This is a genomic window from Treponema sp. OMZ 803 (assembly GCF_024181165.1).
GTDB lineage: Bacteria > Spirochaetota > Spirochaetia > Treponematales > Treponemataceae > Treponema.
Map to the genome: position 1 here is coordinate 2,499,004 of NZ_CP051195.1, position 26,609 is coordinate 2,525,612.

Below are 26,609 nucleotides of genomic sequence, written 5' to 3' on the forward strand. Positions count from 1 at the left end.
CTTCCTTTCGTGCAAAATTTTAGAAAAATTTTACACTATTTTTAGAAGAGGGGGTAAACGCATCAGACCAATAAAGAAAACGCGCAGAATAAAGAGGCTGTGAGACCATTTGAACCGCGAAGAGGTTCAACTCTGGTTGAATAGTCTCTTTATTCCGCGGAGCTGTAAAAATATGCCTGATGCGTTTACCCCAAATGGAGAATTTAATGAAAGAAATACCGCTTTCCGAAGCGGTCGGGCATGTGTTGTGCCACGACTTGACTCAGATTATCGTAGGGGTGTCGAAGGACGCTCGGTTTAGAAAGGGGCATATCGTTACGGAAGAGGACATTCCGGTGCTTCGCTCGATGGGCAAAGAGCATCTGTTTGTCTGGGAAAAGAGTGAAAACCTGCTGCATGAGGATGAAGGGGCTGAAGTTCTGGCCGCTGCGGCGATGGGCGCAAATCTGGAAAAGACCGCCCCCAAGGAAGGCAAGATTGAGTTGAAGGCAACGGTTGACGGTATGCTTAAAATCGACACCGATCGGCTCTTTGCAATCAACAAGCTCGGTAAGGTGATGATTGCAACGCAACGCAATTATGTGCCGCTTAAAAAAGGGCAGACGGCAGCGGGAATGCGGGTTATTCCGCTTCTTATCGAAAAAGAAAAAATGACTGAGGTCGCGGCGATTGCCGATGCCTCCAATCCGCTGATGTCCGTCATCCCTTACAGTATCAAAACCTGTACGATTCTGGTAACGGGACATGAAGTTCTGACCGGGGTTATTAAAGATACTTTCGCGCCGGTCGTGCAGGCAAAGCTGGCAGAGTACGGCGTGGAAACATTAAAAACCGTGAATACCGGAGATGATGTAGAAACCATTACGGCAGAGATACAAAAGGCCATACAGGCAGGTTCCCAGATGGTGCTTTGCACGGGGGGTATGAGTGTCGACTCCGACGACAAAACCCCCGCCGCTATCCGCGCAAGCGGCGCACGCATCGTTAGCTACGGTGCCCCCGTCCTTCCCGGCGCGATGATGCTGTTGGCCTACGCGGGCGATGTTCCTATCGCGGGGCTGCCCGGCTGTGTGATGTATGCCAAGCGCACCGTCTTTGACCGGCTGCTGCCGCGTATCCTTGCCCGCGACCCCATCACCGTTGAAGATATTGCGCTCTTGGGAGAGGGCGGCTTATGCCCGTAACGGATACATCCCTGATTACCGGAAGCACGGTTGCCGGGGATGAAGCCGCTGCCGGTAATGTCCGAACCGCTCATATCTCCCAAAACTCTCAAAACAACAGCCCTACCCGGTATAGAGCGGCTATTATCTGCGCGTCCGACCGATGCTTTCAGGGCTTGCGCGAAGATGCAAGTAGCCCTATAATAGTAGAAATGCTCACCGGTCAAGGATATGAGGTTACCGCTACGGTCGTACTCCCCGACGAGTACGAAGCGCTGCGGAAGGCGATGGTGCGCATAGCCGATGAAGGCAGTGCCGATCTTATCGTTACGACGGGCGGTACCGGATTCGCTCCCCGCGATATAACCCCCGAAGCGACCGCTGCGGTTATCGACCGCGCCGTCCCCGGTATTCCCGAAGCAATGCGTGCGGAAAGCATGAAGATAACACCGCACGGAATGCTCTCACGCGGTATCGCAGGCATACGAAAACGCACGCTGATTATCAACCTTCCCGGAAGTCCCAAGGCGGTAAAGGAAAATCTTTCCTGCATTCTGCCCGTTTTGGAGCACGCACTTTTGATGCTTACCGGCGGCACGCAGGACTGTGCTGCAAGCCGGGGCAGATAGAAAAGAGCATCTTTAAAACTTCCGTTTTTAAAGATGCCTGAAACATTTTGCGAAAACTTTTCAGAGAAATTCTTTTTAGAGTTTTTTGCAATCACGTAAGGAGTATCTTATGAAGAAAACCGTTGTAGCGCTGCTTATTGGCAGCATCATTCTTGCCCCGCTCTGTGCGGGAGGTAGCAAAGAAAATGCCGCCCCTGCCAAAAAGACTGAAATTATGATTTCGGCGGCAGCCAGCCTGAAAAACTGTATTCAGGATCTTTCGGCCATGTATACCGAAAAAAATCCGCAGGTGACCGTTACCGCGAATTTCGGTGCATCGGGAGCCTTGCAGCAGCAGATTGAACAGGGCGCTCCGGCAGATATTTTCTTTTCCGCCGGCATTAAGCAGATGAATGCACTAAAGGAAAAGGGGATGATGCTCGATTCAAGCATAAAGAACATCCTTGAAAACAAAGTTGTGCTGATTACCCCAAAAACTGCGGCTGCTCTTGATTTCTTTGAAGATCTCGCAGGAGACTCCGTAAAGAAAATCGGCGTCGGCGAACCGAAATCCGTACCAGTCGGCCAGTATACCGAACAAATTTTCCAAAACCTCGGCCTTACCGATAAGGTTGCTTCCAAGCTCATCCTTGCAAAGGATGTTCGCGAAGTCCTTTCGTGGGTAGAAACCGGCAACGTCGATGCAGGCGTCGTATACGAAACCGATGCGAAGATCAGCAAGGATGTTACCATCTGTTCAACCGCGCCCGAAGGCAGTCATAAAAAAGTTATCTATCCGATCGGTGTCGTAAAGGCAAGTAAACACGCGGCAGAAGCGCAGAAGTTTGTAGACTTCCTGTTCTCCGACGCGGCAAAAGAAGTCTTTGCACGTTACGGATTCACCGTTATTTCCAAGTAACTTTCATCGTTTATATCAGTTCGGCTGAAACCGGACTGATACTCAAGGATTACCTACACTATGTTTGACTACGCGCCGCTTTTTATCTCGCTGCGCGCAGCCGTTCTTTCCGGGATTTTCGTATTCATACTGGGAACGGCAGCGGCGCGGCTCTGTTTGAATATCCGCGGTAAATTACTCGTTCTGATCGATGTACTCTTTACCTTGCCGATGGTATTGCCGCCGACGGTACTGGGCTTTTTCCTACTCGTCATATTCGGACGAAACAGTCCGCTCGGTATGCTGCTTGCAAAAGCAGGAATTTCGCTCATATTTACCTGGCAGGCAACGGTTATTGCCTCGATCGTGGTTTCCTTCCCGCTGATGTATAAGGGAGCAAAGGGCGCGTTGGAACAGGTAAATGAGGATCACGTGTGGGCGGCGCGCACCCTCGGCATGAGTGAGCTTTCCATCTTTATCCGCATTATGCTGCCGGAAGCATGGCCGGGCATCCTTGCAGGGCTTGCCTTGAGCTTTGCCCGCTCGCTCGGCGAATTCGGTGCGACGCTGCTGGTTGCCGGAAACATCCCCGGACGTACTCAAACCATCCCGATGGCTATTTACTTTGCGACCGCCGGCGGCGATATGCACACGGCGTGGGTGTGGGTCGGTGTTATCACCGTTGTTTCGTGCGCGGCGCTTTTTATTATGAATATGTTTTCGAGGGAAAAACGGGTATGAAGCTTGAAGCATCGATTGTAAAAAAAATGAAAGGTTTTACCCTTGATGTGAGTCTTTCGGCCGCGCAGGGGGAAATTGTCGGCTTGCTCGGAGAATCCGGCGGCGGCAAATCTATGACGCTGAAATCCATTGCCGGTATCGTAACCCCCGATTCGGGTAGAATTGTCTTAAACGAGCATGTCCTTTTCGATTCCGAGCGGAACATCAACGTACCGGTGCGGGATCGGAACGCCGGTTATATGTTTCAGTCGTATGCGCTCTTTCCATATATGACCGTGCGGGAAAACATTTGCTGCGGAATAAAAGACCGTAATCGTAAAAAAGAAATTGCCGACCAATTTCTAGAGCTTTTACACATCACCCCCTTTGAAGGACGCTACCCGAAAGAGCTTTCGGGCGGACAGCAGCAGCGGGTTGCCCTTGCGCGTCTCCTCGCCGCCTCCCCCGCACTGATTATGCTGGACGAACCGTTTTCCGCCCTCGATAACGAACTGAAAGATTCCCTCCACGAAGATTTAAAAGCAACGCTCGAACGCGCCGCGTGCCCCGTCCTCTTTGTTTCGCACAATAAAGATGAGGTTGAACGGTACTGCACCCGCTCACTGTTCATCAAAAACGGCAGGATCACGACCGAACAAACGCAACAGATCGTTTAACAATAAGGCATCTGTACCGTTGATTTCAAAAGGTACCCTTGAGATTGTATCTATAACGTGTTACTCTAAGGATACCTATGAAGAATGCTTTACTGGTTCCCGGCGTTTTTTTCTTAAGCCTTTTAAGCGCGGTTGTTATCTTTGCCTTTTTTGGTGGAATAGCCTTGCGCTATGAAATGGCCGTTCCATTTGCATCAGAATCGGCGGGGTTGCTGCTCCTCTGCATGGCACAAAAGGCGTGTTACGTACTCCCATTCGCGGTAATGATGGCCATTATCGGGGTGTATACATTCTTGATGAGACACCCTGCAAAGCTGAGCGTAGCACTTACGCTGTTTCTTGTGTGTTTGATATTTACCGTAACGGTTATTGCACCGATCTGTTATGCGCAGTTTTCCGTCATCGAGAAAGCAATAGCAGCCTACAAAACAACGGCACCCATCGACAAAGCGTTGGCCGCTTTTACAAGCAAACCGTTATTTCTGGCTTTATTACAGCAAGGTTCCGGCAGCCTCTTTTCTGATGTATATACTGCCTATACGTTATATTTTACAACATACCTTTTGTTCACAGGTGCGCTTTTTTTCTGCGTTAGCTCATTTTGGTTTGCATGCATCATAACACGATGGAATCTGTTCAACCTTCTTTTCTTACTTCTCCTTTCCGGTTGTTTGTTGCTCGTATACCCCTATATGCAGCTGGAAGGATTCCGAACCACGCTCTTTAATCTCCATATAACAAATTCGGAAAACAGCATATACGGGATTCCACTCGTTTTGTGCGTTGTTGCCGTAGTGTTCCATTCTCTAGGCGTTTTAAAAATACTGCTAATATATTCAAAGACCAAAAAAAGGAGCGCTGCATAAAAATGCCTGAGATGCTAAAAGGGACTCTATCCGTTCTTATTCACTTTGTGATCGGACTTGGCTGCTGCCTTATATATGTGTTTTTTTTCAAAAAGATCGATGTACTGCCTCAGTTTTTGTTAAGCCGGAGATTAGCGGAAACAGGAATCTTATTTATACGAATTATGCCAAGCTTACTGGTTTCCGCCGTATTGATAGGATATGCCGTCATCTTCGGTACTTGCGGTCAAAATACCGTACCGAGGTTTTCCGACATATTACTTCGTTACTTAAAGGATGCATTTATTATGCTTTTTTCGTGTGTTACTATTTATATCATCTTTATAGAAATAGTATCGCCATTGCTGATGGACTATCGACGCTACAGCGACTTTAAAACACATGATTACTACGATTTTATAAAAGAGACCGATATCTCATTACGTAACGGGGATGCCGAAAAAGCGTACGATAATGTGAAGGCTGCCCTAGGGATTTGGAAAAACAACCCCGACGCGTTACAGCTTTTTGATAAAGCTAAAGTATTGCATGAAGCATACGTGGCCGATCACAAGCGAAACAATATCAGCGAGACTGCTTCTGAGAGTGCCGACCCTGAAAATCTGACGGCGGAAGGCGCATTGTTTATCAGCAAGCGATTTATGAATAAATATGATTTTTACACCGCGCATTATTATGCCATGCGGGCATACCAACTCAGCACCGAAAATGAGCCCTATCGTGAAGAAGCCTTACGACTGGCAGCACAAGCATGGAACCAGATAGAAAAGGGAATTGCCGATTTAACAGCCGAATTCGATATCCGTTTATACCAAGCAAAAAAAGCCGGATACGAGATGATCCAGCAGGGGAACTACATCAAAGCATATTACCAATTTGTAAATGCACAGCGTATGCTTGAGCAAAATAATCCGCTCAAAAGAGACCCCGATATAGACCGTTTTATAGACATTACCCGAAAAAAAGTGTTGGAAGAAGTTTTCTTTATTGATGAAACAGCCTCTCTGCCGCTTTTTGAAACAGCACGGAATATTCATTTTACCGCTCCGGCCTCGGGTACGAGAGCACCGGCACAGATAACAATAGAAGGTCTTTCTTATATCACCAACAACAATATTAAGGTAATATATGGAAGGAATTGTGAACTTACACAATACACCACCGACGGTAAGATTCTTTATCGGTCGCGGATTCCTTTCATCAAACTTATTCCGATTGAGAGTGCAGAAGGAGAGCCCATGCTCCGTATGCTATTCCAGGCCGTGGATAAACAGCGCGATAAAGTAGTGCTAAAACCTATCGTTCTGGAAGGAACAATGCCGATTGAGCGGCAGACATCTTTAAGACTGCCGTTTTCTTATAGCGATTTTGAACTTATTATTGCAGCTAATGAGGGTGAAAAGACCATGACGTTGCCGCAGCTGTACGCCTTCCGCCAGCGGGGAGGGCAATACGGCTTCCCCGGGCAAATATACCATCGGGAACTGTTAGCAAGAATCAGCGATGTTTTTCTGATTTTGATTGTTTCAATTTATATGCTAGTATTGGCGTGGCGCTTCCGTATCCCGCCGCACCGTCAATTTAAGCATTCATGGGCGCTGGCTTTTCCGCTCTTTTTTGTAGCAGCGACCGGATTTGTAGAGGCAGGACGGTATTGTGCCCGCCTCGTAATTGCCCTGCTTACCGACATATCTTATAGCCTATCACCGTTACTGCTATTACTTGCATACACACTCTGTTTTATCGGAATGTGCTTCCTTTTTATCGGTCAGCGCTCGGAAACCTAAGAGTTCTTCTTCAGATGACCAAGGATACTTTCGATATCGAGCTCGCCCGCAAAGGCCGGAACGGTAACAGACCAGTTTTCTAACACTTGCGGATGCAATTCGCCGAAAATGCCGATTTGTTTCCCATCGGCAAGAACCCCCGCCTGTCGCCCTTCGATAAAGCGCGGGTCGTGCGTTTCACATACGTTGTAGTCCATTTGCAGATAGTACAATAAACCGGCGACAAGGCTGGCGGCTTCGTTAAAGTTAGCGTCTTGGTTTACGGTCAGAAAGCCGAGGCTTTGGCGGGTGCGCGTACCGGTATTTTCTTCGGGAGCAAGGTACGCGATTTTCCCCGTTTCAAAGATACGGTGCGGATAGACCGCATTTCCCGAAACCGTTTCTGCGGATAAGAGCGACGGAATGATGGACGGGCGAACAAACTGATAGTTTTCCGACATGGGGTTTGCAATTTCAATTACTGCTGCTCCGTCTATATTCATGCGGTCGATGTAGTCTTTCTTTGAACCGAGATAGTTAAAAATCATCTCTTGATAGCCGAAGCCAACCATCAAACTTTTAATTTTTCTGCTGAGCTGGGTAACCGGAGAGAGCCGCCCGATAGTAAATTCCCGCGGCGTTTCCGGTTCAAAGAACTCGACGGTTTTGCCCATCATCACGTCTTCAATAATATCCACTTCGTGTAAAAAGTCATTCCGGTATGCAGGCGGCATCAGCGACAGGCAATCCCCCTCGACGGTAACGGTGTTGTCCATACGCTCCAATGCTTCCTCAATATCCTGCGCCGAAAGCTCCGTTCCGAGGAGCTTATTAACGGCATGAACCGTCGTCTTTGTCGGCTCTTGGAAGTAAAGCGGCGTAGTAATTGTCTTACCGAAGCCCGTGTCATACGGATATTCTACGCTGACCGGTAAAATCGTGTATCCCGCATCGGAAAAATCACAGGCAACAATGTTGGTTGCAAGCAGCAGAGAGGGCATATCGGTACCGGTCAGCTCAACCAACAGGTCGGCATCCCCCGGCTGTACCGCGCCGATCTCCGCACTGTTGATAATCGGCGCCATTGAAAGCACACCGCCCTTTGAATCCGATAAGAGCGGTACCTTCTTCATATCTTTGAGTATCCAGCCGTATTCCTTGCCTTTCGGGTGTTCGGTGATAATGCGCTCACACGCCATTTCGGTGTCGAATCCGAGCGGTCTAAACGAGGTTGTGTGCGGGTCAACAGCGCGGTAGTGTAGCGGCCAATTGATCAGTTCGCTGCGGTACACTCCCATCGACACGGAACGGCGTTTTCGGCCGAAGTTCCAGCACAGTTTTTCCTGTGTTTGGATAATATCTTTTAGCATAGCATCGTCGATGGGCTTGCCCGAAATGACAAAGGCCGTCATAAAGGGGCGGATATGCTGTAATTCGGGGTCTACGGTTACTATCCGTTTTCCGGAATCCTTCCGCTCGCTCAATGTCGATAAAAATGCTTGATACCGAGCTTTGTTTGAAGCGCCGCCGGTATGCATACGCAAAAGGCGAGCAAGCCCCGCTGTTGACCACAGGTCGGGACGGTTGGTATCGTTTAATTCAATTTTTATAATGCGTTCATTTTGCGGTGCTGCGGCGGAAGGAGCTTCGTCCAGCTCAGCCTTTGCAGAGCTTAATAAATGTTCAAATTTAGGGGAATAATCGTATTTTTTTCCTAACAAGTTGAAAAAAAGCTGTTCATTTACATCGATCTTGGGCATAGTCTATCCTTTTTTAATATGACTGAGCTGAGGCAAATGCTAAAACACACGGTTCACAATGCCTCTGAGACAATTCACATATAATAATATTGAAAGAGTATATGCAATATAGCTCTGTTTGACAAGAATAGTACGAGGTTGGTTATCGGGCACCTCTAAAAATATAACCGAGCTTTTAGAGGTCATTATCGTATTTTCAAGCAGCCGCTTTTTGCTCTACGCAAGCCGTTCCTCTCTTTGTAACATTATAAATGCGATGAGAATAAAGAGCTCACACAATAAAATCGATTTCTCCGCATAGTATTTTATGGCAATAAATCCAAATGAAACGCCAATGCCGAAACTTGCAATGATGAGGAAGTATTTAAAGCACGAGTGCAGGTATTTTATATCTTTTGTTGTTCGATACTTTGCAAGATTTATCATGCAGCTTTTTAAGTTGCCGGTAATCATTGTGGTTGCTATCGGATTGCCGTCAACCTTATCGAAGTTGGCAACCTGTAGCGCTGCAATAAAAGAAATAACGGAATTAATAATATCATGTCGGAAGTAAGAACCGATTAATCCGATTGTAGCAATAACCAATAATTCAAATACTAATACCATAACCATCCGTGCATAATTTTTAACATAATGCTTGTTTTTAAAAAATTCTGAGATAAATATACCGATCGCAAACGTAACAATGGGTATGATATATTTAAGGGCTTTATGAGGTTCCCAACTAGCAACTGAGATAAATAGCAGCACAACATTACCGGTTTGTGCATTCGCAAATACTCTACCTTTTAATAGATAAGAGTAAGCATCCAAGAAGCCTCCTACCAAAGAGAGGCATACACCGATTACAATATTGTCATGCAGTTTTTCTTCTTGTATTTGTACCGTATCCACCTGTACATCCGTTAAAAAGTCTTTAAAAGTTAAAATCTTTAAAAATGTATAGGTATGATAGGATTAAACTTATCACCTGTCAACAGTTGCAGAAACAGATGTCATAGAAACAGAGAACCCCTTCCGTAAGCCTTTTGAAATAGCCTGTCCAGAAGTGTACATCCGTGTACACTTCTGGACGCGAGTTTTTGCGGCGCAAAAACGTCGCTTCTGCGTGGAACCACCGCCATCCGTGCCAAGTTCAAAAATTGACCTCCTTGTCAATTTTTGAACGCGAGTTTTTGCTGCGCAAAAACATCGCTACTGCGTAGAACCACGGACATCCCTGTCCGTTCTGAAACGTCAAGTATTTATTTTTGTGCAGCACGAAGTAGATGCACACACCGCTACCGCTTTTAAAAACACATTTTCCGTAAGCCTTTTGAAATAGACGATACAGATGCTAGGAGCTTAGCAAATTCCAACCGGAGGCGTATCTATGATACGTTGAGGATTGGAATTTGCGTAGCAACGCAGTAGATGAGTCGTATATTTCAAAAGGAATTTCCTTTTGTATTGACTAAGATACGCCGATACTATAAAAGTAAGGTTTTAACAGAAGGAGTAGTGCAATGGCAGCTAAAATAGGCATAAAACTCGCGGATGGGACGTTTTTTCCCATTATGGACGACGATGCATCCGCCTCTGAAACGCTTGAATTAACTACGGTACGCGATAATCAACGGAGTGTACAAATTAATTTGTTCAAAAAAGAGGATGATACTTCTGATCCCTTGTATATCGGTTCGCTGATTGTTGAAGATATTCAAGAGAAGACAGCCGGAGAACCAACAATAGAATTAAAATTGGTCCTTGACGAAGATAAAAATCTTTCTGCTGAGGCTGTCGATAAAGATTCGGGTTCACACCAAGCGTTGCGAGTGTCATTGGAAACATTTGCAGATCAAGCATTCGATGATCTTGATTTTGATTTGAGTTCGGAAACGGCTGATGCTGATATCGACCTTTCCTCTGCCAACATAAACGCTGATGATAATTCTGAAACTCATCCTGAGTTTTCTGCTGCAACTTTTTATACCGATGAAGACGATGAAAAAGAACCGCAGCCGAAACGTGGAATACCGGCTTGGCTTTTAATTTTACTTATTCTACTCGGTATTGCCGCATTAGTTCTCGGTATTCTATTGTTAACGAAAAAGAATCTTAGCAATGATGACCATCCGATGGCCGTGCAACCTGAGGTGGCTGCAGTTATACCGTCTCAAAAACATCCCATACAAGAACAACCAGCATCAAATACGGCACCTTCATTACCGGCGGATAAAGCGGTAACCGAACCTCCTGCTCCTCAACCGGCAGGCCCCGCTCCAATAGAGCAGCCGGTGCCGTCGCAGCCTGTTCAGCCGGAACAACCGGTAAAACAAGAACCGCCCGTTCAGCAGACTAAGCCAGCGGTAAAAGAACCGGCTGCGTCCGGATCAGGACAGAAAGCAATCCGTTATAAACTTCGTTGGGGCGATACGCTCTGGGATCTATCCGAAACGTATTACCGCAATCCGTGGCTGTATACGAAGATTGCAAAGCATAACAAACTGAAAAATCCTGATTTAATCATTTCGGGAACCTATATTGAAATTCCTCCGCAGTAAGATATTATTTGGCAAGCAAGAGCGTTTTTCGCGCTCTTGCTTGCCTCTTTTTCCGTTCCGGCTTTCCCTCTTTTCTCTATTTCTCTTCATAACTTCCGTTGCAGCCTGTGCAGCCGATAAAGGCGCTGTTCTATTAAAAAACTTAAAAGCAGGAAACTATGACTTTTTTTTAAAGGCGGACAACGCGGCTTACCGCAGCGTCAAAATGATGGGACGCGGCAGCGCCTACTATGTCGGGTTGCACTTGAAACGTGCAGGATATGAACAAGCCGCTCGTTTTTACTTTGACCTTGGAGAAAAGCAATATGAGGCACCGCTGAACCGACTGTGCCGCGAAGAATTATACGCAACAGGCGCCCCTGCCGACCGCTTACAATCCGTACAAAAACGCTTGCAAGAACTTACCGGAACGCCTACTGCATTTGGGCAAGAAGATCCGGCACAGGCTGAAAAAGAGCGGTTATCGTTATTGAAAATTCGGCTCCTTTTGCAAATGGGCGCTTACGACAACATTACACAAGCGCCGGAAACCTTGTATCTTACCGGCCCGCTGACGGCGGAGCTTGTCGATGCCTTTCCTCACTTCGGTAAAGACCTGCCGCCATTTTTATATAAGCTCGCCGAAGCCCGCATAGCGGTTTTTGAAAAACGCTATACGGGAGCATGGAGTTCCATACAAGAAGCTTTCGGCATAGAGCATACGTTTGCAGGACTCGCCTCCCCTGCACTGCTTTCCGATATCGGTAAGACGGGCGTTTACGGCGCCGAAAACAGCGCCGAGGCGGCTGCTTTTTTTGAAGATTTCGCAGCGCAGGTACGGGTAGCAGTTTCCAACAGCCAGCTTTCCGATATCGATGCACACCGTTGTCTCTTCTATACTCTATTCTATGAAGCCCGTTGCCGGGCGAAAATCGGCGGCGCTGCGCAACGTGAACAAGCCGTAAAACTTTTCTTACAGGCAGCAGAACTGGCCGATTCCGCTTCCGACTTTGATTCTGCGATGTGGTACTATCTGGATACCATGCGAATGCTCGGCTTATCCCGTTACCTCAAAGCGCTGGCGGATACGGCAGCCCGCTGGAAAAACCCTGCATGGTACGCCGATTTGGTACAATCGTTACGGGCGCAGCTGACCGCAGCAAAAGACTGGAAAAACTTAGAAACACTCCATACGATGTTAGCAAAAACACAACTGCCGGAGCAGCAGGCTGCCGTTGCTTACACGCTTGCCTGCGCAGGGCATCTCCCGCCGGACAGAACGGCACGGTTACTACAAGAAGCCGCCGGTGAATCGCACGATGCGCTGTATTACCGAATTTTAGGAACATACCGGCTCGGCGGCGCTCAGCTGTTGAAAGACAGTTTTAACTTTCACAGTGCAAGCAATGGGCAAACGCAATCCGGCAGACGTACACAATCCCCCGGCACACAAGCGCAAGCCGGTGAATCGCACACTCAGGCCGACGCGGGCAAAGCGCAAACAACCACATTTTCTCCTCAAGAGGCGCGGACGTATATCGACGGCTTGCTTCATTTCGGCTTATACGATATGGTCTATCCCCGCATTGTTGCCGTGTATCCGTCGATTTCCGCTGAAGAGGCACTACAAATCGCCCGCACGTTGGCCGGTGAAAGCCGCTATGCCGATTCGATACGGGTGATCCGCTTCTCGTTAAAAAATCAGGAAGATGCGGCAACAAAGGAGCAGCTTGAGCTGTTGTATCCCCGTCCGTGGGGTAAACTGGTCTCGAAATACGCCGCGGAATATGGGCTGCCGGAATATCTGTTGTATGCGTTAATAAGAAGCGAGAGCTTTTTTCAGCATCAGGTCGTATCAGGGGCAGGCGCTATCGGTCTTACACAGCTGATGCCCGCTACAGCTGCGGACATCGCAAAGAAGTTAAAGGTTGCAGATTACAACCTTACCGATCCTGAAATAAATATCAGATTCGGTGCCTATTATCTTGCGGAAATGATCCGCCGATCCGATAACCGTATTATGCCTGCCTGCTTTGCGTACAATGCAGGTATCTCACGCGTTCGCGGATGGCAAAAAAAAGCGCAAGGCCTGCCGGAAGATCTCTTTTTGGAAAGTTTGGAATACGCCGAAACACGGGATTACGGGCGAAAACTACTGTCCGCTGCAACGGTATACGGAGTACTCTATTATTCGGAAGAGCCAGAAGATATTGTGCGGCTCTTTTTTAAGGAACTGTTATGACGATTATACAAGCAATTTTTCTCGGCGCCGTTCAAGGTGTTGCCGAATTTCTTCCTATTTCAAGCTCCGGCCATCTCGCCGTAGCCGAGTACTTTTTGGGACATACCGATGTTCCCATCATTTTTGATATTCTGCTGCATATCGCGACCCTCGGCGCAGTTTGTATCGTATTTTACAAACAGATATGGCGGCTTTTAACCGTACTCGGCCGGTTTATTATCAGGAAAAATACGATAGAAGACAGCGCAGACCTTAAACTAATCGGTGCACTGCTCATTTCTACCGTTGTTACCGGCGTTATCGGTATCGTTTTGAAAGATATTGTGCAGGCAAAAAACATGCTGTTTATCGCAGTTTGTTTTATTATTACCGGTATTGTGCTCTTGCTTTCGGCCAAACTGCAACCGAAAAAAAATGTTGCCGTGCCGTCCGTGCTGCAAGCGGTGATTATCGGAACAGCGCAGGGTATCGGCGTACTGCCGGGTATTTCCCGCTCAGGGTCTACCATCGCAGCGGCGCTTTTAACCGGCGTAAACCGCGAAAAAGCCGGAGAGTATTCGTTTCTTCTATCCATTCCGGCCATCCTCGCCGCGTTTATCTTTGAACTGAAATCAGCCGATACCATAAGCGGTTCAATCGGCATCGCAGCACTGATTGCGGGGATGCTGACTTCTTTTATCGTAGGCTTTTTTTCATTGACCTTTTTACTCAAATTGATAAAAGGGGGAAAGCTCGGCTTATTCGCCTACTATCTTATCCCCGCGGGGATTATATTATTCGCTGCAGTCGGCATTTTACAATTATAGGACTGCGGGTAAACGCATCAGGCATTTTTTTGTATACCCCCGCAGAATAATATAGGCTGTTCAACCAGAGTTGAACCTTTACGGTTCAAATGGTCTCACTGCCTATATTATTCTGCGGAATTTGATTTACTCTGCCTGATGCGTTTGCCCGCTTATCGGAAAAAAATGTGCGAAATTTTATTCCTTAAAATTTCGCACAGAGTGGAGGGGGAAATAACATTAATGGGAAACCGAGAGAATCGATTTAGAGTTTTAGCGGTCATTTTAAGCGTGCTGTTCTTTTGTGCCGGTATTGTCTTGACGCTTGGCATTTTTTTACCGATTGCCGGATTTACTGCATCGCACTATGCGTTATTTGCGATGGGGCAGCGGGTCTTTTCCGTGTATGGGTTCTCTTCTTTTTTAATTCCTCTCCTTTTTTTGTACGGAGCGGTGTTACTGCTTATCCCCGGCTGGTCGCGCGAATCCAAAGCGGTGTTGCTTGGCGTGCCGTTCTATTTTGTTACCGCGATTATCGGTGAGCGGCTCATCTATGCTTTTGTTCCGTCCGTTTCGATTCCGCTTATCCGACAGTTTGTAACCGTTTCAATACTGATCTGTGCGTTGCTGCTTGTCTGTTTTGAAATTTTTTTAATGCTGACGCTGAGTGAAAAACTATCCGGCCGTCGTCCCTCTTTAGGCGGTATCCCGGAGAAAGATAGTGTCATTGAAAATGAAGAAACAAGCGGCGGCAATACGGATACGGAGGAAGCGTCAGCTTTACCGGAAGATACAACGACCGAGGCATCATCTCCACAGGCACAGACAACGGATACGGATACCGAAACTCCTTCGGAACCGGATACCGCCACAGAATCGGACGGTATTCTCTGCGAGGCGACCGGAACCGGCATTTCGGACATTACAGATGCACAAAGCGAAATACTGCAGCGTGAGCAGATGCTGCCGATTCAATCGGGAGACAGCGCAGAATCGTCGGCTACAGAGGAAGAACTGCCGTTACTAGAAAGGGTTGATGATGAAGACTTGAGCCCTGAGTTTTCCGAACAAGAAATCGAGGTTAACACGCCTAAACCGGAAAAGGATGACAAAACGATAGTAAGAACCGAAGACCAGCCGCTTCCGCTGCCAACCCCGTTATCGGCTGTTATGGATATACAGGAACAAGAGGTTGTCCGTCCGGTATTTGACCCATCCGATCCGAACAACCTGTTTGCAAGTTTGGAGGAAATCACCGCTCCCGTTGAGCGCATTAAACAGACTGATCATTCAGAAGCGCAGTCTAATCCCTTGCCGCAGGAAGACGAAGCGTCGCCTACACCACCGGTCGAAAATGCACCGACTATGGCAGATAGCCCCGAAGCTCTTGCTCCAGTAGCAGAAGAAAGGACTTCTCTACTACCAGAGAACGATGCACCGGCTACAGCGGAAGAGGTCGCAGACGCCGTTGCTCAAATGGATATTATTCCGGAAGAAACAATTTCGGAAAATGAAACTATAGCAGATGTCTCTCAAACGGAGAGTGATTTTTCGGATACCGGTACGGCTACCGAAAACGAAAGCGTCGCTGTATCGAAATCAACTTCTCTGCAGCCGGTTGAAAATGTACCGGCAGCAGAGGATAGTTCTGTTGCTGAGCTTCCTCAAGCAGAACCGGAGATGCCGCTTGTTTTTGTAAACGGCGTACCGCTGCCAAATGAACGTTCAGACCTGCTCGATACAATGGTAGTGATCGACTCGGAAACCGACATTGGCGCCGAAGCCGCGGCTGTACCGGTTGAAGACACTGCGAGAGCGGATATTGCAATTACCGGTTTCGACACACAAAATGAGGATGGCATTGCAAGCAACGAAGCCGAAACAGATGCTGAAAGTGACAAAGCGGAAATCGAAAGCGACACATCGAATACCGATGATGAGTTCTTGGAAACCATCGAACAAACCGTACCGATCATTCCGGCGAAACCGGCACCTCCCCCGCCGCCGCGGAAAAAATATGCCATCCCGTTTGATCTTTTAACGAATTATCCCGACGGCGAATATTGGATTGTTGACGATGCAACAAGGCGAGCAGCGCTGATGCTGAAATCGACCTTTAACGAATTTAAAATCGATGTATCCATCACCGGTATCCGTAAAGGGCCTGTCGTAACGATGTTTGAAATGCTGCCTTCGCCGGGTATCAAACTATCGAAGATTACCAATCTACAGGATAATATCGCATTGCGTCTTGCTGCTTCCAGCGTTCGTATTGTCGCACCCATACCGGGTAAACATGCAGTCGGTATCGAAGTCCCCAATAAGAAGCGTTCGATTGTCAGCTTTCGGGAGCTGATAGAAACCGATTTGCCGGAAGCCGCTAAGATGGCGATCCCCGTTGCCCTCGGAAAAGATGTAACGGGAAATCCGCAAGTCCTTGACCTTGCACAAACACCGCATCTGCTCATTGCCGGTGCGACCGGTTCGGGAAAATCGGTCTGCGTTAATTCAATCATTTTGTCGATTCTCTATAACCGTCGTCCCGATGAGGTAAAGCTGATTTTGGTCGATCCCAAAATCGTCGAGCTGAAACTCTATAACGATATTGCGCATCTTTTAACCCCCGTTATTACCGAACCGAAGCGGGCGTTCCAAGCGTTGCAATATGCGCTCTGCGAAATGGAGCGGCGCTATGCCTTGCTCGATAATATGGGCGTGCGCGACATAAAGACCTTCAATGCGAAAATCAAATCGGAGCATATTGCAACTGAGACGTTGCCCTATATTGTCATCATCATCGATGAATTTGCAGACCTTATGGCCACATCGGGGAAAGAGCTTGAAGCTACAGTCGCGCGCTTGTGCGCAATGAGCCGCGCAGTCGGTATTCATCTGGTGCTTGCAACACAACGGCCGTCCATCGACGTCATCACCGGTTTGATTAAGGCAAATATTCCGAGCAGAATTGCTTTTATGGTTGCATCAAAAACCGATAGCCGAATCATCTTGGATGAGATGGGTGCGGAAAAACTGCTGGGGAAAGGCGATATGCTGTATGTAAGCGCTGCTCGTCCGTTCCCGACCCGTATACAGGGCGCTTTTGTTTCCGAACAGGAAGTAGAACGTGTCGTTGCCTGTGTAAAAGAATATTGCGAGCCTGAATATATCGATGAAGAAATCTTTGTCGATGATGATGACGAGCCCTATGATAACGCCGTGTTCTCCGACGATAATGATCCGCTCTACGATCAAGCGTTGGAAATTGTTACCTTTGCAGGCAAAGCGTCCGCTTCTTATGTGCAGCGCAAACTGAAAATCGGGTACAACCGCGCGGCACGTCTTATCGAAGAGATGGAAGCCCGCGGCATCGTTGGCCCTGCAAACGGTTCAAAACCCCGCGAAGTTATCAGACACGTGTAGTTTTTTCTTGCTGGACACCTGTAGGTAAAAGGTCTATACTTTTATGTACATAGGGAGAGATCAATAATGAAAAAACGCTTTTCTATTCGATATAAACTTATTCTCATTTTTGGGTTTCTTATTGTGACGGCTTTAACAATAGAAAGTGTTCTAGCCGTCCACACAGCACGCAAAGCTGTAATAAAAAATATTGAAGCGCATCTGCTGGATAAGGCGCATGATACAGCCGAAATACTGGACGGCAGAATTGAGCAGTGGTTTCAATTGCTTGAAGGTATTGCCCAGATGCCGGCATTACAAAGTACCGAATTATCGTATTTTGAAAAGGCGGTATTGTTAAAAGAACTCGCTGATAAAAATACTTCTTTCCAAATACTCAATATTATCACTCAAAACGGAATCGGTTATTTAGCTAACGGGCGAACAAGTGATATTTCTTCTACCGCTTGGTTTAAAAGTTATCGAGGAAAACCTTTGATGTGCGAGCCTTTTATGTCCCTTATCAGCGGTAAAATGATTATCATTATTGCTGTTCCGATTTATGATGATAATAATCAAGCACATGATATACTTGCAGCAACAATCGACGGATTCGCGATGTATGATGCTGTAAAAGATATCGTTATCGGACAAACCGGTAATTGTTCTATGATAGGAGATACAGGGATAGTCATTGCTGATCAAGATACGGAGTTGATAAAGAATCAGTTTAACCCAATAGAAGAAGCTAAAAAGAATCCGGCTTTTACTTCTCTTGCAGTATTTTTGCAAACAGCGCTTGAAGCAAAGGATTCTACAATCGGGTATTATGAATACGACAAAGTACGGAAAATTGCGGCGTACGCTGTAATGAAAACGACCGGATGGACAGTGCTTGTCAATGCACCGGCAGAGGAGTTTATGGGCACTGTCAACACCTTACGCGGAACTATGGTGATTATGGGGCTTATCATTTTGCTGCTGGCAATCGTTATTGTATATATTATCGCCCGTACAATGGTAAAGCCGGTACAGACGGCTGTTAATGCTTTAAAAAATATTGCACAAGGTGAAGGTGATTTGACAGTACGGCTACCGGTGATCGGCAATGATGAGGTAACCGATTTATCCGAATATTTTAACGAAACAATTACTAAAATCGGCGCTTCAATACAAGCGGTTGGTAGAAACAGCAATGAAATGGAAGAAATAGGAAATGAATTATCTACTAATATGATTGAAACAGCCGGCGCAGTGAATGAAATTAGCGCAAATATAGATGGAGTAAAGCAGCAGGTGCTTACCCAAGCAGCAAGTGTTACCGAAACAGCTGCTACCATCGAAGAGATTGTCCGAACGATAAAGCAGCTGAACACCAGCATCGAAACTCAAACGACAAGTGTTGCACAATCTTCTTCTTCCGTAGAAGAAATGGTCGCAAATATTGCTTCAATCGGGCAAACGCTCGGTAAAACCGACGATGTAATCAGGACACTCACTGCAGCGACCGGCGATGGCAAAGCTACGCTAGTTTCCTCCAATACTGTAACACAAAAGATTGCCGAAGAATCCGGTTCGTTGATGGATGCCTCCAGCGTTATTCAACATATTGCGTCACAGACAAACCTATTGGCTATGAACGCTGCGATAGAAGCTGCGCATGCGGGGGAAGCGGGTAAAGGCTTTGCCGTCGTTGCCGATGAAATCCGTAAACTCGCAGAAGAATCCTCCGCGCAAGGTAAAACTATTACTACAACGTTGAAAACGCTCAGCGGAGAAATTGAAATGCTTGCAACCTCTTCAAAAACGGTAGAAGAAAAATTCAATGTAATTTTTACCTTAGCCGAACAGGTAAAATCGATGAGTGATCGACTTACCGAAGCAATGAGGGAGCAAGAAAACGGCAGCAGAGAGGTACTCACTGCTATTAAGAGCATTAACACGGTAACAATAGAAGTGCAGGCAGGCTCTGAAGAAATGTTGAAAGGCGGAGAGAGTGTCGCGCAGGAAATGCGTAAATTAGATGATCTTACCCGCATTATCACTGACAGTATGAATGAAATGGCGGCTGGCGCAGTACAAATTAACAATGCGGTACAGGAAGTCAATCAGATTACGCAGAAGAATAAACACAGTATCGAAAGCTTGGCTCAAGAAGTGGGAAAATTTAAGGTCAATTAGAGGGGATATCTCTTCTATTTGTACCCAACCAGTATCATGGTTCGAGCACGTTCATTATAGGGTGAGCGGTCAAAGTCGCCGTATATTTCGACTGAGGTAAAACCGGCAGACAGCATAAGCTGCCGTAATTCGGTAGCGGCATAGAGGCGCTGCACAAAGGTATGATCGGCTTTGAGGCCGTCTTTTGAATAGAGCTGCCAATGCGATCGTAGTCCTTCCCATGCCCCTTCTACCATAAAATCGGTGAGCACGGTATAACCGGCCCGCTCAAACCATTCTCCGGCGGTGAAGTCCCGCACGGCAATTTCGCGCCCTAACATTTCGAGGATAAAACAGCCACCTTCTTTTAAGGATTGCGCAATATTGCTGATAATAAGGGCATCTTCTTCAATCGTTTTGCAGTAGCCAAAGCTCGTATACATATTGATCGCAATATCGAAGGCCCCCGGCCGTATAAACTCCCGTAAATCGGCTCGCACCCATTCTATCGTTACGTTCTCCGCCGCTGCCGCCTCTGACGCTGCATCTAAAAATGGTTTAATAAGATCGACACCGGTAACCCGCGCACCGAGAATAGCAAGCTCAACGGCAATGCGACCTAAACCACATCCCGCATCAAAAATTTTTAATTCCTGCGGCTGTCGTCCCGTCCCGGCAAGTTTAAAAATACCTTCGGCAACGGCAGGCGCCTCCTTCCATCGTGAAGTGTCAAACATGATAGGGGCATACTGTACCCAAAAAGATTCATTTTCAAACCAATCGTCCATATTGCGACCTTTCGATTCTCCTTTTTAAGCCCCACCCTGCTGCTCGTACTACTGCGGATTGGTATCTGTGCCGTTTTGCAAAATAGTATCTAAACCGGAATTCCGATTAACACTGCCGTCGGCAATAAGTTTTTGTTTGAGTACATTTGCTCGGTGGTTTTCGGAATCGAGTTTCAACGACTGATTCAACAATGCGATTGCTTCCGGCATCCCATTGTGTTCGGCATATATCCGTGCAGCTTCGTAGAGCATCTTACTTTTTATACGGTTATCGGAAAGCAGCTCTGCAGCATGGGAAAAATACTTAATTGCCATATCCGGTTCATTGCGTGCATCATAGATATAAGCTTGATCAACCACCGCAGGAATTGTATAGCGGTGTTCGTTTTCCACCTCGGTAAAATTCTTTAGTGCTGCAGTCGAGTATCCCTGCACTGCATGCCGGATACCGTTGTAGAATATATCTTCATCATGGTTGTCTGCTTTGTCGATTCCAAGGCAGGCATTAAAATCGCCCGAAGAAGCAAAGTACCAGCGTGCATACGCCTTTACCAGCGGGTTATGGGGATGGGCTTCTAGGATTTTCCACATCTCTCCGTTTCCCTGTGCATAGTTTTTCGGCTGCACATAACGGTATCGAAATTCTTCTAGCTGAAACCGTATATCGTCGCTATCGGCAGCCATGGCTTCCTCAAGCACTTGCTCGGCAGAAAGCGTAAAAGCCGAAGACACAAACAAGCCTTTTTCCATCTGTAATGAGAAAAAATCTTTGCTTTGCAGATATTCGTCTAAGGGATTTTTTTGATCATGCCCCGCATTGATAGCGGACCAAGCACGGACATACTGTGCCACCGCCGGATAGTATCCCGGATTTTGCGAAATACACTCGATCAATATCTCTGCTTTTTCGTCTTGGGTAGGAGCGGTCATCGCTAAGTTATAAAAAACTTCGCTTGAAGAATCCGCATAACGGTCGACATATATGTGCCAAAAACCACGCGCCTGCTCCATATCACCGAGCCCCGCACTTGCATCAGCGGCAAGCAAGAGATGACGACGGGCATATTCAAAAACCTTAGGATTGTTTTCAGGGAGCCCCGCCATGTCGGCATACGCAAGTGAATAGACTAAATCATCCAGTACCGGTTGGAAATTCCCCATATCATAAGCTAAGCACGACCAAAAATAGGGAGACCGAAGCGCTTCTTCTTTAGCAATTCGGAAACGGAGTGCGGCTGCCTGTGCAATGTCTCCTTGGTGAGCAAGCATTACGGCAGCATTCTCCAAGAAAATATGTTCGCCCGTAAGCCGAAAACTTTCTTGCCAAAAAGAAGCAGGCGTCTGATATGTTTGTTTTTCCTTATCTATATGGATAAGAGCCTCCGCCCCAATACCAACATAAGAGGAGCCACGCAAAGATTCGGCTGCTGTAGCAGCATCTTCTATCCGTCCTTCCTGCATCAATGTATGAGTAAGGGCAGCGTTAAGCATCGGGTCATCAGGATACTTTTTTAGACCGGTCTGAATTGATTGTAGAGCTTGTACAGGGTAATGCAACTGTAATTCCCGTTTTGCAATGCTTAAATAGTGAATGGGGATCTGTGCTTTTTTACGCAATGCACGTAAGTTATTCAGGGCTTTTTGAGTATTCCCCTCTTGCATAACACCGTCAATGACATTCAGTTTTTGTTGAAAAAGCTCATTTTTATCTGTTTTTGAACATGCTGCGGCAATAACGCAGAGGAAAAGACTTCCTATAAGAAAGAGATTAGTTTTTGTCCTTTTCATAAGAGCAGTCTAAACACTCTCGTTTAATGCTGTCAAGTACTGCGTTTACAAACTTAAAGGAATCATCGGTGCCATACGTGCGGGCAATAGTAACCGCTTCGTTAATTACGATCCTGGGATCGGTGTCTTGTTGAAAAAGGAGTGAATAAGTACTGAGGCGAAGAATTGCCTTGTCGACCAATTTAAGCCGATTAAAATCCCAATTTTCTAAGTTCTTGGTAATGAGGGTATCGATTTTATTGATATGCTCAACAGTACCTAAAAAAAGAAGCTGTGAAAATAATAGATCTTCGTCATGCACCTCTTTACTGGTACGTTCCGCCCATGGGAAGCGCAATAAATCATCAGGCGAAAGCGATCCCGCATCCCAAGCAAACAGCGCTTGAAACGCAAGAATCCTTCCGCGTCGTCTCCCGATCGCCATTTTTACCACGAAAGAGCTTTTTCAAGATCGGTGCCGGTTTTAAATATGACGAAATTTTCCGATTTACGGAGCTCATTGGTTACCGAAACCAGCGCGTTGTTAAGTGCTTCATTTTGGCGCTGCATAATCACCATCTTTTTTATATATTCGTAGAGACTGACATTTCCGCCCGGTTCTACTACATCACTTAAACCGAGTATCTTCGCATCTTTTTTCGCTAGGACGACAAAACACTGGTAATTAGCACCTGTTTCCGTTATCGGAGACACATCTCCTACCTTCATGTTAAAGATTTTGAGAAGTTCGTCCATCGGAATACCGAGCTGCTCAGCTGCTAATGAGGTTTTACTGACAAAAATCTCTCCGGCCTGATAACCTGAATTCTTTTCCTGCGATTTTGTCCGAATATCGGCGGTAGCCTTCGAGTTTGCCGTCAGTTTTTTTTGAATATCTTTTATCGTTTTTTCCGCAGTACTTGCTTTGTCGCCTTTCGGGGCTACCACAAGGAAAAGCTGTACTGTGTCAGGCTGCACAAAAGACTGTTTATTCACCTCATAATACGAACGGATTTGATCATCGCTCGGACTTGGAATCGATTGCAGCTCTTTTTGTTTCTTCTGCATCACATATCTTTGCGCAGTCAGTTGGGTTCGTAAAAAGCTCTTAAACTCTGCAAGGGTCATGCCATTTTGTGCTTTCATATATTCATCCAGCGACATATTGGTCTTTTCTTTAATCAGTTTTGCAAAATCTGCTTCGGACACCTGCTGCCCCAATTGATTGGATACGTATTCGGTGAAGTAATTATTTACTTCCGAATCCATGATTTTTATTCCGTCTTTTTCGGCAGCCTGTACGATTAAACGCTCATTGATAAGACCGTCCAGCGTTTGCTGTCGCTCTTCTAAAGTCATCTTCCGTCCGATTTCTTTTTCCAAGGCAGAAACACGAGTTTTTAGCTGACCAAGAGTAATCGGTGTCCTTCCTGTAAGCTTCACTTCTGCAATAGGCTGCAAATTGGTTTGGGCAAAGACGCCGCTTATAGACAAACTTAATACAATAAATAACATGATTACAGTTTTCTTCATCGTATCCTCTTCAAGTTTTGATATTTGTAAACAAATGAACCACCGATAAGTTACTTACCGGTGGTTCACATATCTCATTTTATAAGTACCGCACGGATACGTCTGATACCCGCCGATGACGATTGTTCTTTTTGGATTACGAACTTGCCTAATACACCGGTGTGTTCTACGTGCGGGCCACCACATACCTCTTTTGAAAAGTTCCCGATGGAGTACACTTTTACGGTATCTTCGTATTTTTCTCCGAAGAGTGCCATCGCCCCTGCACGCTTTGCTTCTTCGAGCGACATTATTTCCATCGTAACCGGTAAATCTGCTTGGATCTGCTCGTTGACAATACGTTCTACTTCCGCCTTTTCTTCGGCAGTCATCGGCTGCGGATGAGAAAAGTCGAAGCGGAGTCGCTCTGCCGTAATATTAGACCCTTTTTGCGCAACATGATCGCCAAGTACCATCCTGAGCGCTTTATGCAAAAGATGCGTCGCGGTGTGGTACGCGGTGGTCTGCTCGGAGTGATCTGCCAAACCGCCTTTAAAAATCTGTTCGCTTCCGGCGCGAGAGAGCGCTTGATGTTTTTTAAAGGCTTCTTCAAATTCCTCTTTATCAACGGTTAAACCCGATTCCCGCGCAAGCTCTTCGGTAAGCTCAATAGGGAAGCCGTAGGTATCGTAGAGTTTAAAGGCGAGCCTGCCCGGGATAATCTTTTTAGGATTTTTTAACAGGTTTGGCTTCATTTTTTCGTACTCAGTCTCGCCTTTTTTGAGGGTCTCGAGGAAGCGTTTCTCTTCGGCTTCAAGCTCGGCGGTGATGGTTGCTTCTTTTCCTTTTAATTCGGGATACGCGCCCTTGTATTGTTCGATGACAACCTTTGCCGGAATTGCGAGGAAAGTTCCCTCGATACCAAGCTTCCTGCCATGGCGGACAGCTCGTCTGATAATACGGCGAAGTACGTACCCTGCACCGACATTGGATGGCACCACAGTTTTCGGATCTCCCAAGATAACGGTAGCCGCACGGATGTGGTCACAGATAATACGGACGGATACATCTTTTTCAGCATCGCTGCCGTATTGGTAGCCGGTAATCTTTTCAATTACGGCAATCAGCGGGATAAAAATCTCGGTTTCGTACACGGATTTCTTGCCTTGCAGCATTGCAACGGTACGTTCAATTCCCATACCGGTATCGACACAGTGCCGCTCCAACGTGTGATAGGAACCGTCTTGCTCTTTGCGGTACTGCATAAAGACATCGTTCCATATTTCGACGTATTTACCGCAGCTGCAACCCGGGCGACATTCGGCGCCGCACGCAGGCTTTCCCGTGTCGATGAACATTTCCGTGTCGGGACCGCACGGACCGGTTTCCCCTGCGGGCCCCCACCAGTTATCCTCGCGGGGTAAAAAGTGAATCCGTTCTTTCGGGATACCGTGTTTTTCCCAAATCTCCGCCGATTCGGTGTCGCGTGGCACTTTATCATCGCCTGCAAAAACGGTTACGGAAAGGAGATCAACCGGAATGTTAAGATATTGTGGACTTGTCAAAAATTCAAAGCTGAATCCAATAGCTTCTTTTTTAAAGTAATCGCCAAGCGACCAGTTTCCCAGCATTTCAAAAAAGGTAAGGTGAGAAGCATCCCCTACCGCATCGATGTCGCCGGTGCGGATACACTTTTGATAGTCCGTTAAACGGGTTCCGGCAGGATGCGGTTCACCCATCAGATAGGGAACAAGCGGGTGCATACCTGCGGTGGTAAATAGTACGGTAGGATCGTTTTCGGGGATAACCGACTTACCGGAAATTTCCGTATGGCCTTTACTTTTAAAAAATGCAATATACTTGGAACGGAGTTCGTCTGCTGTAATGTGTTTATTCATATCTTACCATAGTAAGAAAAGCTATTAAGCCTGTCAACTGTACTTTTGAAAATAGGTGGCACATCTGCGTTGTCGCTTAACAAAAAACAGTCCTCGACGTACAACAAGTACGCCTGCGGGTGTTTTTTGTACGCTCCTAGCATCTGTACCGCCTATTTTCAAAAGCGCTGGCTATGCAGAACGGACACAGATGTCCGGGGTTTTACACAGCAGCGAAAAAAGACGGTGGCAGTTCCGGTACACGGTTTCGCATAAGTGTTCTACCGAACACTGCCGGTATTTGCTTGCAGCCTGATAGGTATACGAAATATTCAACGGGGTGTTTACCTCTCGTCTAACCGGTTGAGGGGCGAGGTACGGTGCATCCGTCTCCAATAGCAATTTATCGTCAGGCACCATGCGTACCAATTCCGCTATTGTGGAAGCCGTTTCCGCATTGTCAGTGTATGTGATGGTACCCGGAAATGACAGATACCAGCCTCGTTCTAAAAAAGCCTCCGCTTCTTTCTTCCCGTACGAGAAACAATGAATAACGCCTCGGTGCCAGCCTACTTCGTCGATACAACGGAGCGTCGGTTCAAAGCCGTCGCGTGAATGAATAATCACAGCCAATCCGTACCGTTTGGCAAGAGCAAGCTGTTCTTTAAACAGCGTTTCTTCACCGGCGAGATCATCGGTTCCCGTACCCGTTGCTCCGGCATGGTTCCAATACCGGTCTATACCGCATTCTCCGACTGCCGTATACAGCTGCCCGCTTTTAAGAATCGCTTGAATATCGGCTTCAAGCCTTTGCAATGCCTCTGCCGGATGTTCAATAGCGGCACGCCCCGGCCACAATCCCGCAGAAAAATGGATAAAATCGGGTATAGAGCCGTCTTTGTCGCAAGCTTCCGCAACGGTGCTATACCGAGGGATAAAATCTCCGGCATCTGTCCCGATATCCATTATAAAAGGATACCCTTCTTCCTGCATCGCTTTCAGTATCAGCGGAAAGTGTGCCGTTTTTTGAGAAATATGATGTAAATGACAATGAGAGTCTGTAAACAATCTTGACCGCCTCTATAATTTCCGGTATAGT

The 26,609-nt window shown here is 46.8% G+C and carries 20 protein-coding genes; 12 read left to right on the top strand and 8 right to left on the bottom strand.

Going from position 1 to position 26,609, the window contains the following annotated elements; translation table 11 throughout:
* Nucleotides 1-206: 206 nt before the first annotated feature.
* The 7 genes from ABH09_RS11420 to ABH09_RS11450 all read left to right on the top strand — a co-directional run bounded on the left by ABH09_RS11420 (nucleotide 207) and on the right by ABH09_RS11450 (nucleotide 6,719).
* Nucleotides 207-1,184: a molybdopterin-binding protein gene (locus ABH09_RS11420; protein WP_253714507.1), complete on the top strand. Its 978-nt coding sequence runs from the start codon at nucleotides 207-209 to the stop codon at nucleotides 1,182-1,184.
* Nucleotides 1,175-1,792 (top strand): MogA/MoaB family molybdenum cofactor biosynthesis protein, encoded by a 618-nt coding sequence (locus ABH09_RS11425; protein WP_253714508.1) that lies wholly within the window; start codon nucleotides 1,175-1,177, stop codon nucleotides 1,790-1,792. Before ABH09_RS11420 ends, ABH09_RS11425 begins: the two co-directional genes overlap by 10 nt.
* A gap of 109 nt (nucleotides 1,793-1,901) precedes the next feature.
* Nucleotides 1,902-2,690 (top strand): molybdate ABC transporter substrate-binding protein, encoded by a 789-nt coding sequence (modA, locus tag ABH09_RS11430; protein ID WP_253714509.1) that lies wholly within the window; start codon nucleotides 1,902-1,904, stop codon nucleotides 2,688-2,690.
* A 60-nt stretch (nucleotides 2,691-2,750) separates the two neighbouring features.
* Entirely contained in the window at nucleotides 2,751-3,410 is a 660-nt protein-coding gene (gene modB, locus ABH09_RS11435) for a molybdate ABC transporter permease subunit (RefSeq protein WP_253714510.1), read from the top strand.
* Nucleotides 3,407-4,066, top strand: coding sequence for a sulfate/molybdate ABC transporter ATP-binding protein (locus tag ABH09_RS11440; RefSeq protein ID WP_253714511.1), 660 nt, complete (start codon nucleotides 3,407-3,409; stop codon nucleotides 4,064-4,066). Before modB ends, ABH09_RS11440 begins: the two co-directional genes overlap by 4 nt.
* Before the next feature lie 77 nt (nucleotides 4,067-4,143).
* Nucleotides 4,144-4,932 (top strand): hypothetical protein, encoded by a 789-nt coding sequence (locus tag ABH09_RS11445; protein ID WP_253714512.1) that lies wholly within the window; start codon nucleotides 4,144-4,146, stop codon nucleotides 4,930-4,932.
* 2 nt (nucleotides 4,933-4,934) lie between these two features.
* On the top strand, nucleotides 4,935-6,719 hold the full coding sequence (locus ABH09_RS11450) for a hypothetical protein (RefSeq protein WP_253714513.1): 1,785 nt from the start codon (nucleotides 4,935-4,937) through the stop codon (nucleotides 6,717-6,719).
* Here the strand turns inward: ABH09_RS11450 and pheT are convergent.
* Nucleotides 6,716-8,458: a phenylalanine--tRNA ligase subunit beta gene (gene pheT / locus ABH09_RS11455; RefSeq protein ID WP_253714514.1), complete on the bottom strand. Its 1,743-nt coding sequence runs from the start codon at nucleotides 8,456-8,458 to the stop codon at nucleotides 6,716-6,718. The genes ABH09_RS11450 and pheT overlap by 4 nt on opposite strands.
* Nucleotides 8,459-8,674: 216 nt before the next feature.
* Nucleotides 8,675-9,352, bottom strand: a complete 678-nt coding sequence (locus tag ABH09_RS11460) for a YoaK family protein (RefSeq protein WP_253714515.1) — start codon at nucleotides 9,350-9,352, stop codon at nucleotides 8,675-8,677.
* 611 nt (nucleotides 9,353-9,963) lie between these two features.
* Here ABH09_RS11460 and ABH09_RS11465 point away from each other — a divergent pair.
* The 5 genes from ABH09_RS11465 (at nucleotide 9,964) to ABH09_RS11485 (ending at nucleotide 19,587) form a co-directional block, all read left to right on the top strand.
* On the top strand, nucleotides 9,964-11,001 hold the full coding sequence (locus tag ABH09_RS11465; RefSeq protein WP_253714516.1) for an Hsp70 family protein: 1,038 nt from the start codon (nucleotides 9,964-9,966) through the stop codon (nucleotides 10,999-11,001).
* The gene (locus ABH09_RS11470; RefSeq protein WP_253714517.1) at nucleotides 10,982-13,222 is read left to right on the top strand and encodes a flagellar assembly lytic transglycosylase; all 2,241 of its coding nucleotides are present in this window, start codon (nucleotides 10,982-10,984) and stop codon (nucleotides 13,220-13,222) included. Before ABH09_RS11465 ends, ABH09_RS11470 begins: the two co-directional genes overlap by 20 nt.
* Complete coding sequence (locus ABH09_RS11475; RefSeq protein WP_253714518.1) at nucleotides 13,219-14,028, top strand: undecaprenyl-diphosphate phosphatase; 810 nt, start codon at nucleotides 13,219-13,221, stop codon at nucleotides 14,026-14,028. The genes ABH09_RS11470 and ABH09_RS11475 overlap by 4 nt, the downstream gene beginning before the upstream one ends.
* A gap of 222 nt (nucleotides 14,029-14,250) precedes the next feature.
* Complete coding sequence (locus ABH09_RS11480; RefSeq protein ID WP_253714519.1) at nucleotides 14,251-17,427, top strand: DNA translocase FtsK; 3,177 nt, start codon at nucleotides 14,251-14,253, stop codon at nucleotides 17,425-17,427.
* Between the two features lie 66 nt (nucleotides 17,428-17,493).
* Entirely contained in the window at nucleotides 17,494-19,587 is a 2,094-nt protein-coding gene (locus ABH09_RS11485; RefSeq protein WP_162664420.1) for a methyl-accepting chemotaxis protein, read from the top strand.
* A 14-nt stretch (nucleotides 19,588-19,601) separates the two neighbouring features.
* Here ABH09_RS11485 and ABH09_RS11490 read toward each other — a convergent pair whose 3' ends face one another.
* From ABH09_RS11490 to ABH09_RS11515, 6 genes are all read right to left on the bottom strand, one after another.
* A complete protein-coding gene (locus tag ABH09_RS11490; RefSeq protein WP_162664421.1) occupies nucleotides 19,602-20,354 on the bottom strand; it encodes a class I SAM-dependent methyltransferase in 753 nt (250 codons plus the stop codon).
* Between the two features lie 48 nt (nucleotides 20,355-20,402).
* Complete coding sequence (locus ABH09_RS11495; RefSeq protein WP_253714520.1) at nucleotides 20,403-22,142, bottom strand: tetratricopeptide repeat protein; 1,740 nt, start codon at nucleotides 22,140-22,142, stop codon at nucleotides 20,403-20,405.
* Nucleotides 22,123-22,566 (bottom strand): transcription antitermination factor NusB, encoded by a 444-nt coding sequence (gene nusB / locus ABH09_RS11500; RefSeq protein ID WP_162664423.1) that lies wholly within the window; start codon nucleotides 22,564-22,566, stop codon nucleotides 22,123-22,125. The genes ABH09_RS11495 and nusB overlap by 20 nt, the downstream gene beginning before the upstream one ends.
* A 2-nt stretch (nucleotides 22,567-22,568) precedes the next feature.
* Nucleotides 22,569-23,654 (bottom strand): MOSP complex formation periplasmic protein, TDE1658 family, encoded by a 1,086-nt coding sequence (locus tag ABH09_RS11505; RefSeq protein ID WP_253714521.1) that lies wholly within the window; start codon nucleotides 23,652-23,654, stop codon nucleotides 22,569-22,571.
* Between the two features lie 74 nt (nucleotides 23,655-23,728).
* Nucleotides 23,729-25,531, bottom strand: coding sequence for an alanine--tRNA ligase (locus ABH09_RS11510; RefSeq protein WP_253714522.1), 1,803 nt, complete (start codon nucleotides 25,529-25,531; stop codon nucleotides 23,729-23,731).
* Between the two features lie 171 nt (nucleotides 25,532-25,702).
* Nucleotides 25,703-26,578: a TatD family hydrolase gene (locus ABH09_RS11515; protein WP_253714523.1), complete on the bottom strand. Its 876-nt coding sequence runs from the start codon at nucleotides 26,576-26,578 to the stop codon at nucleotides 25,703-25,705.
* Nucleotides 26,579-26,609: the final 31 nt, after the last annotated feature.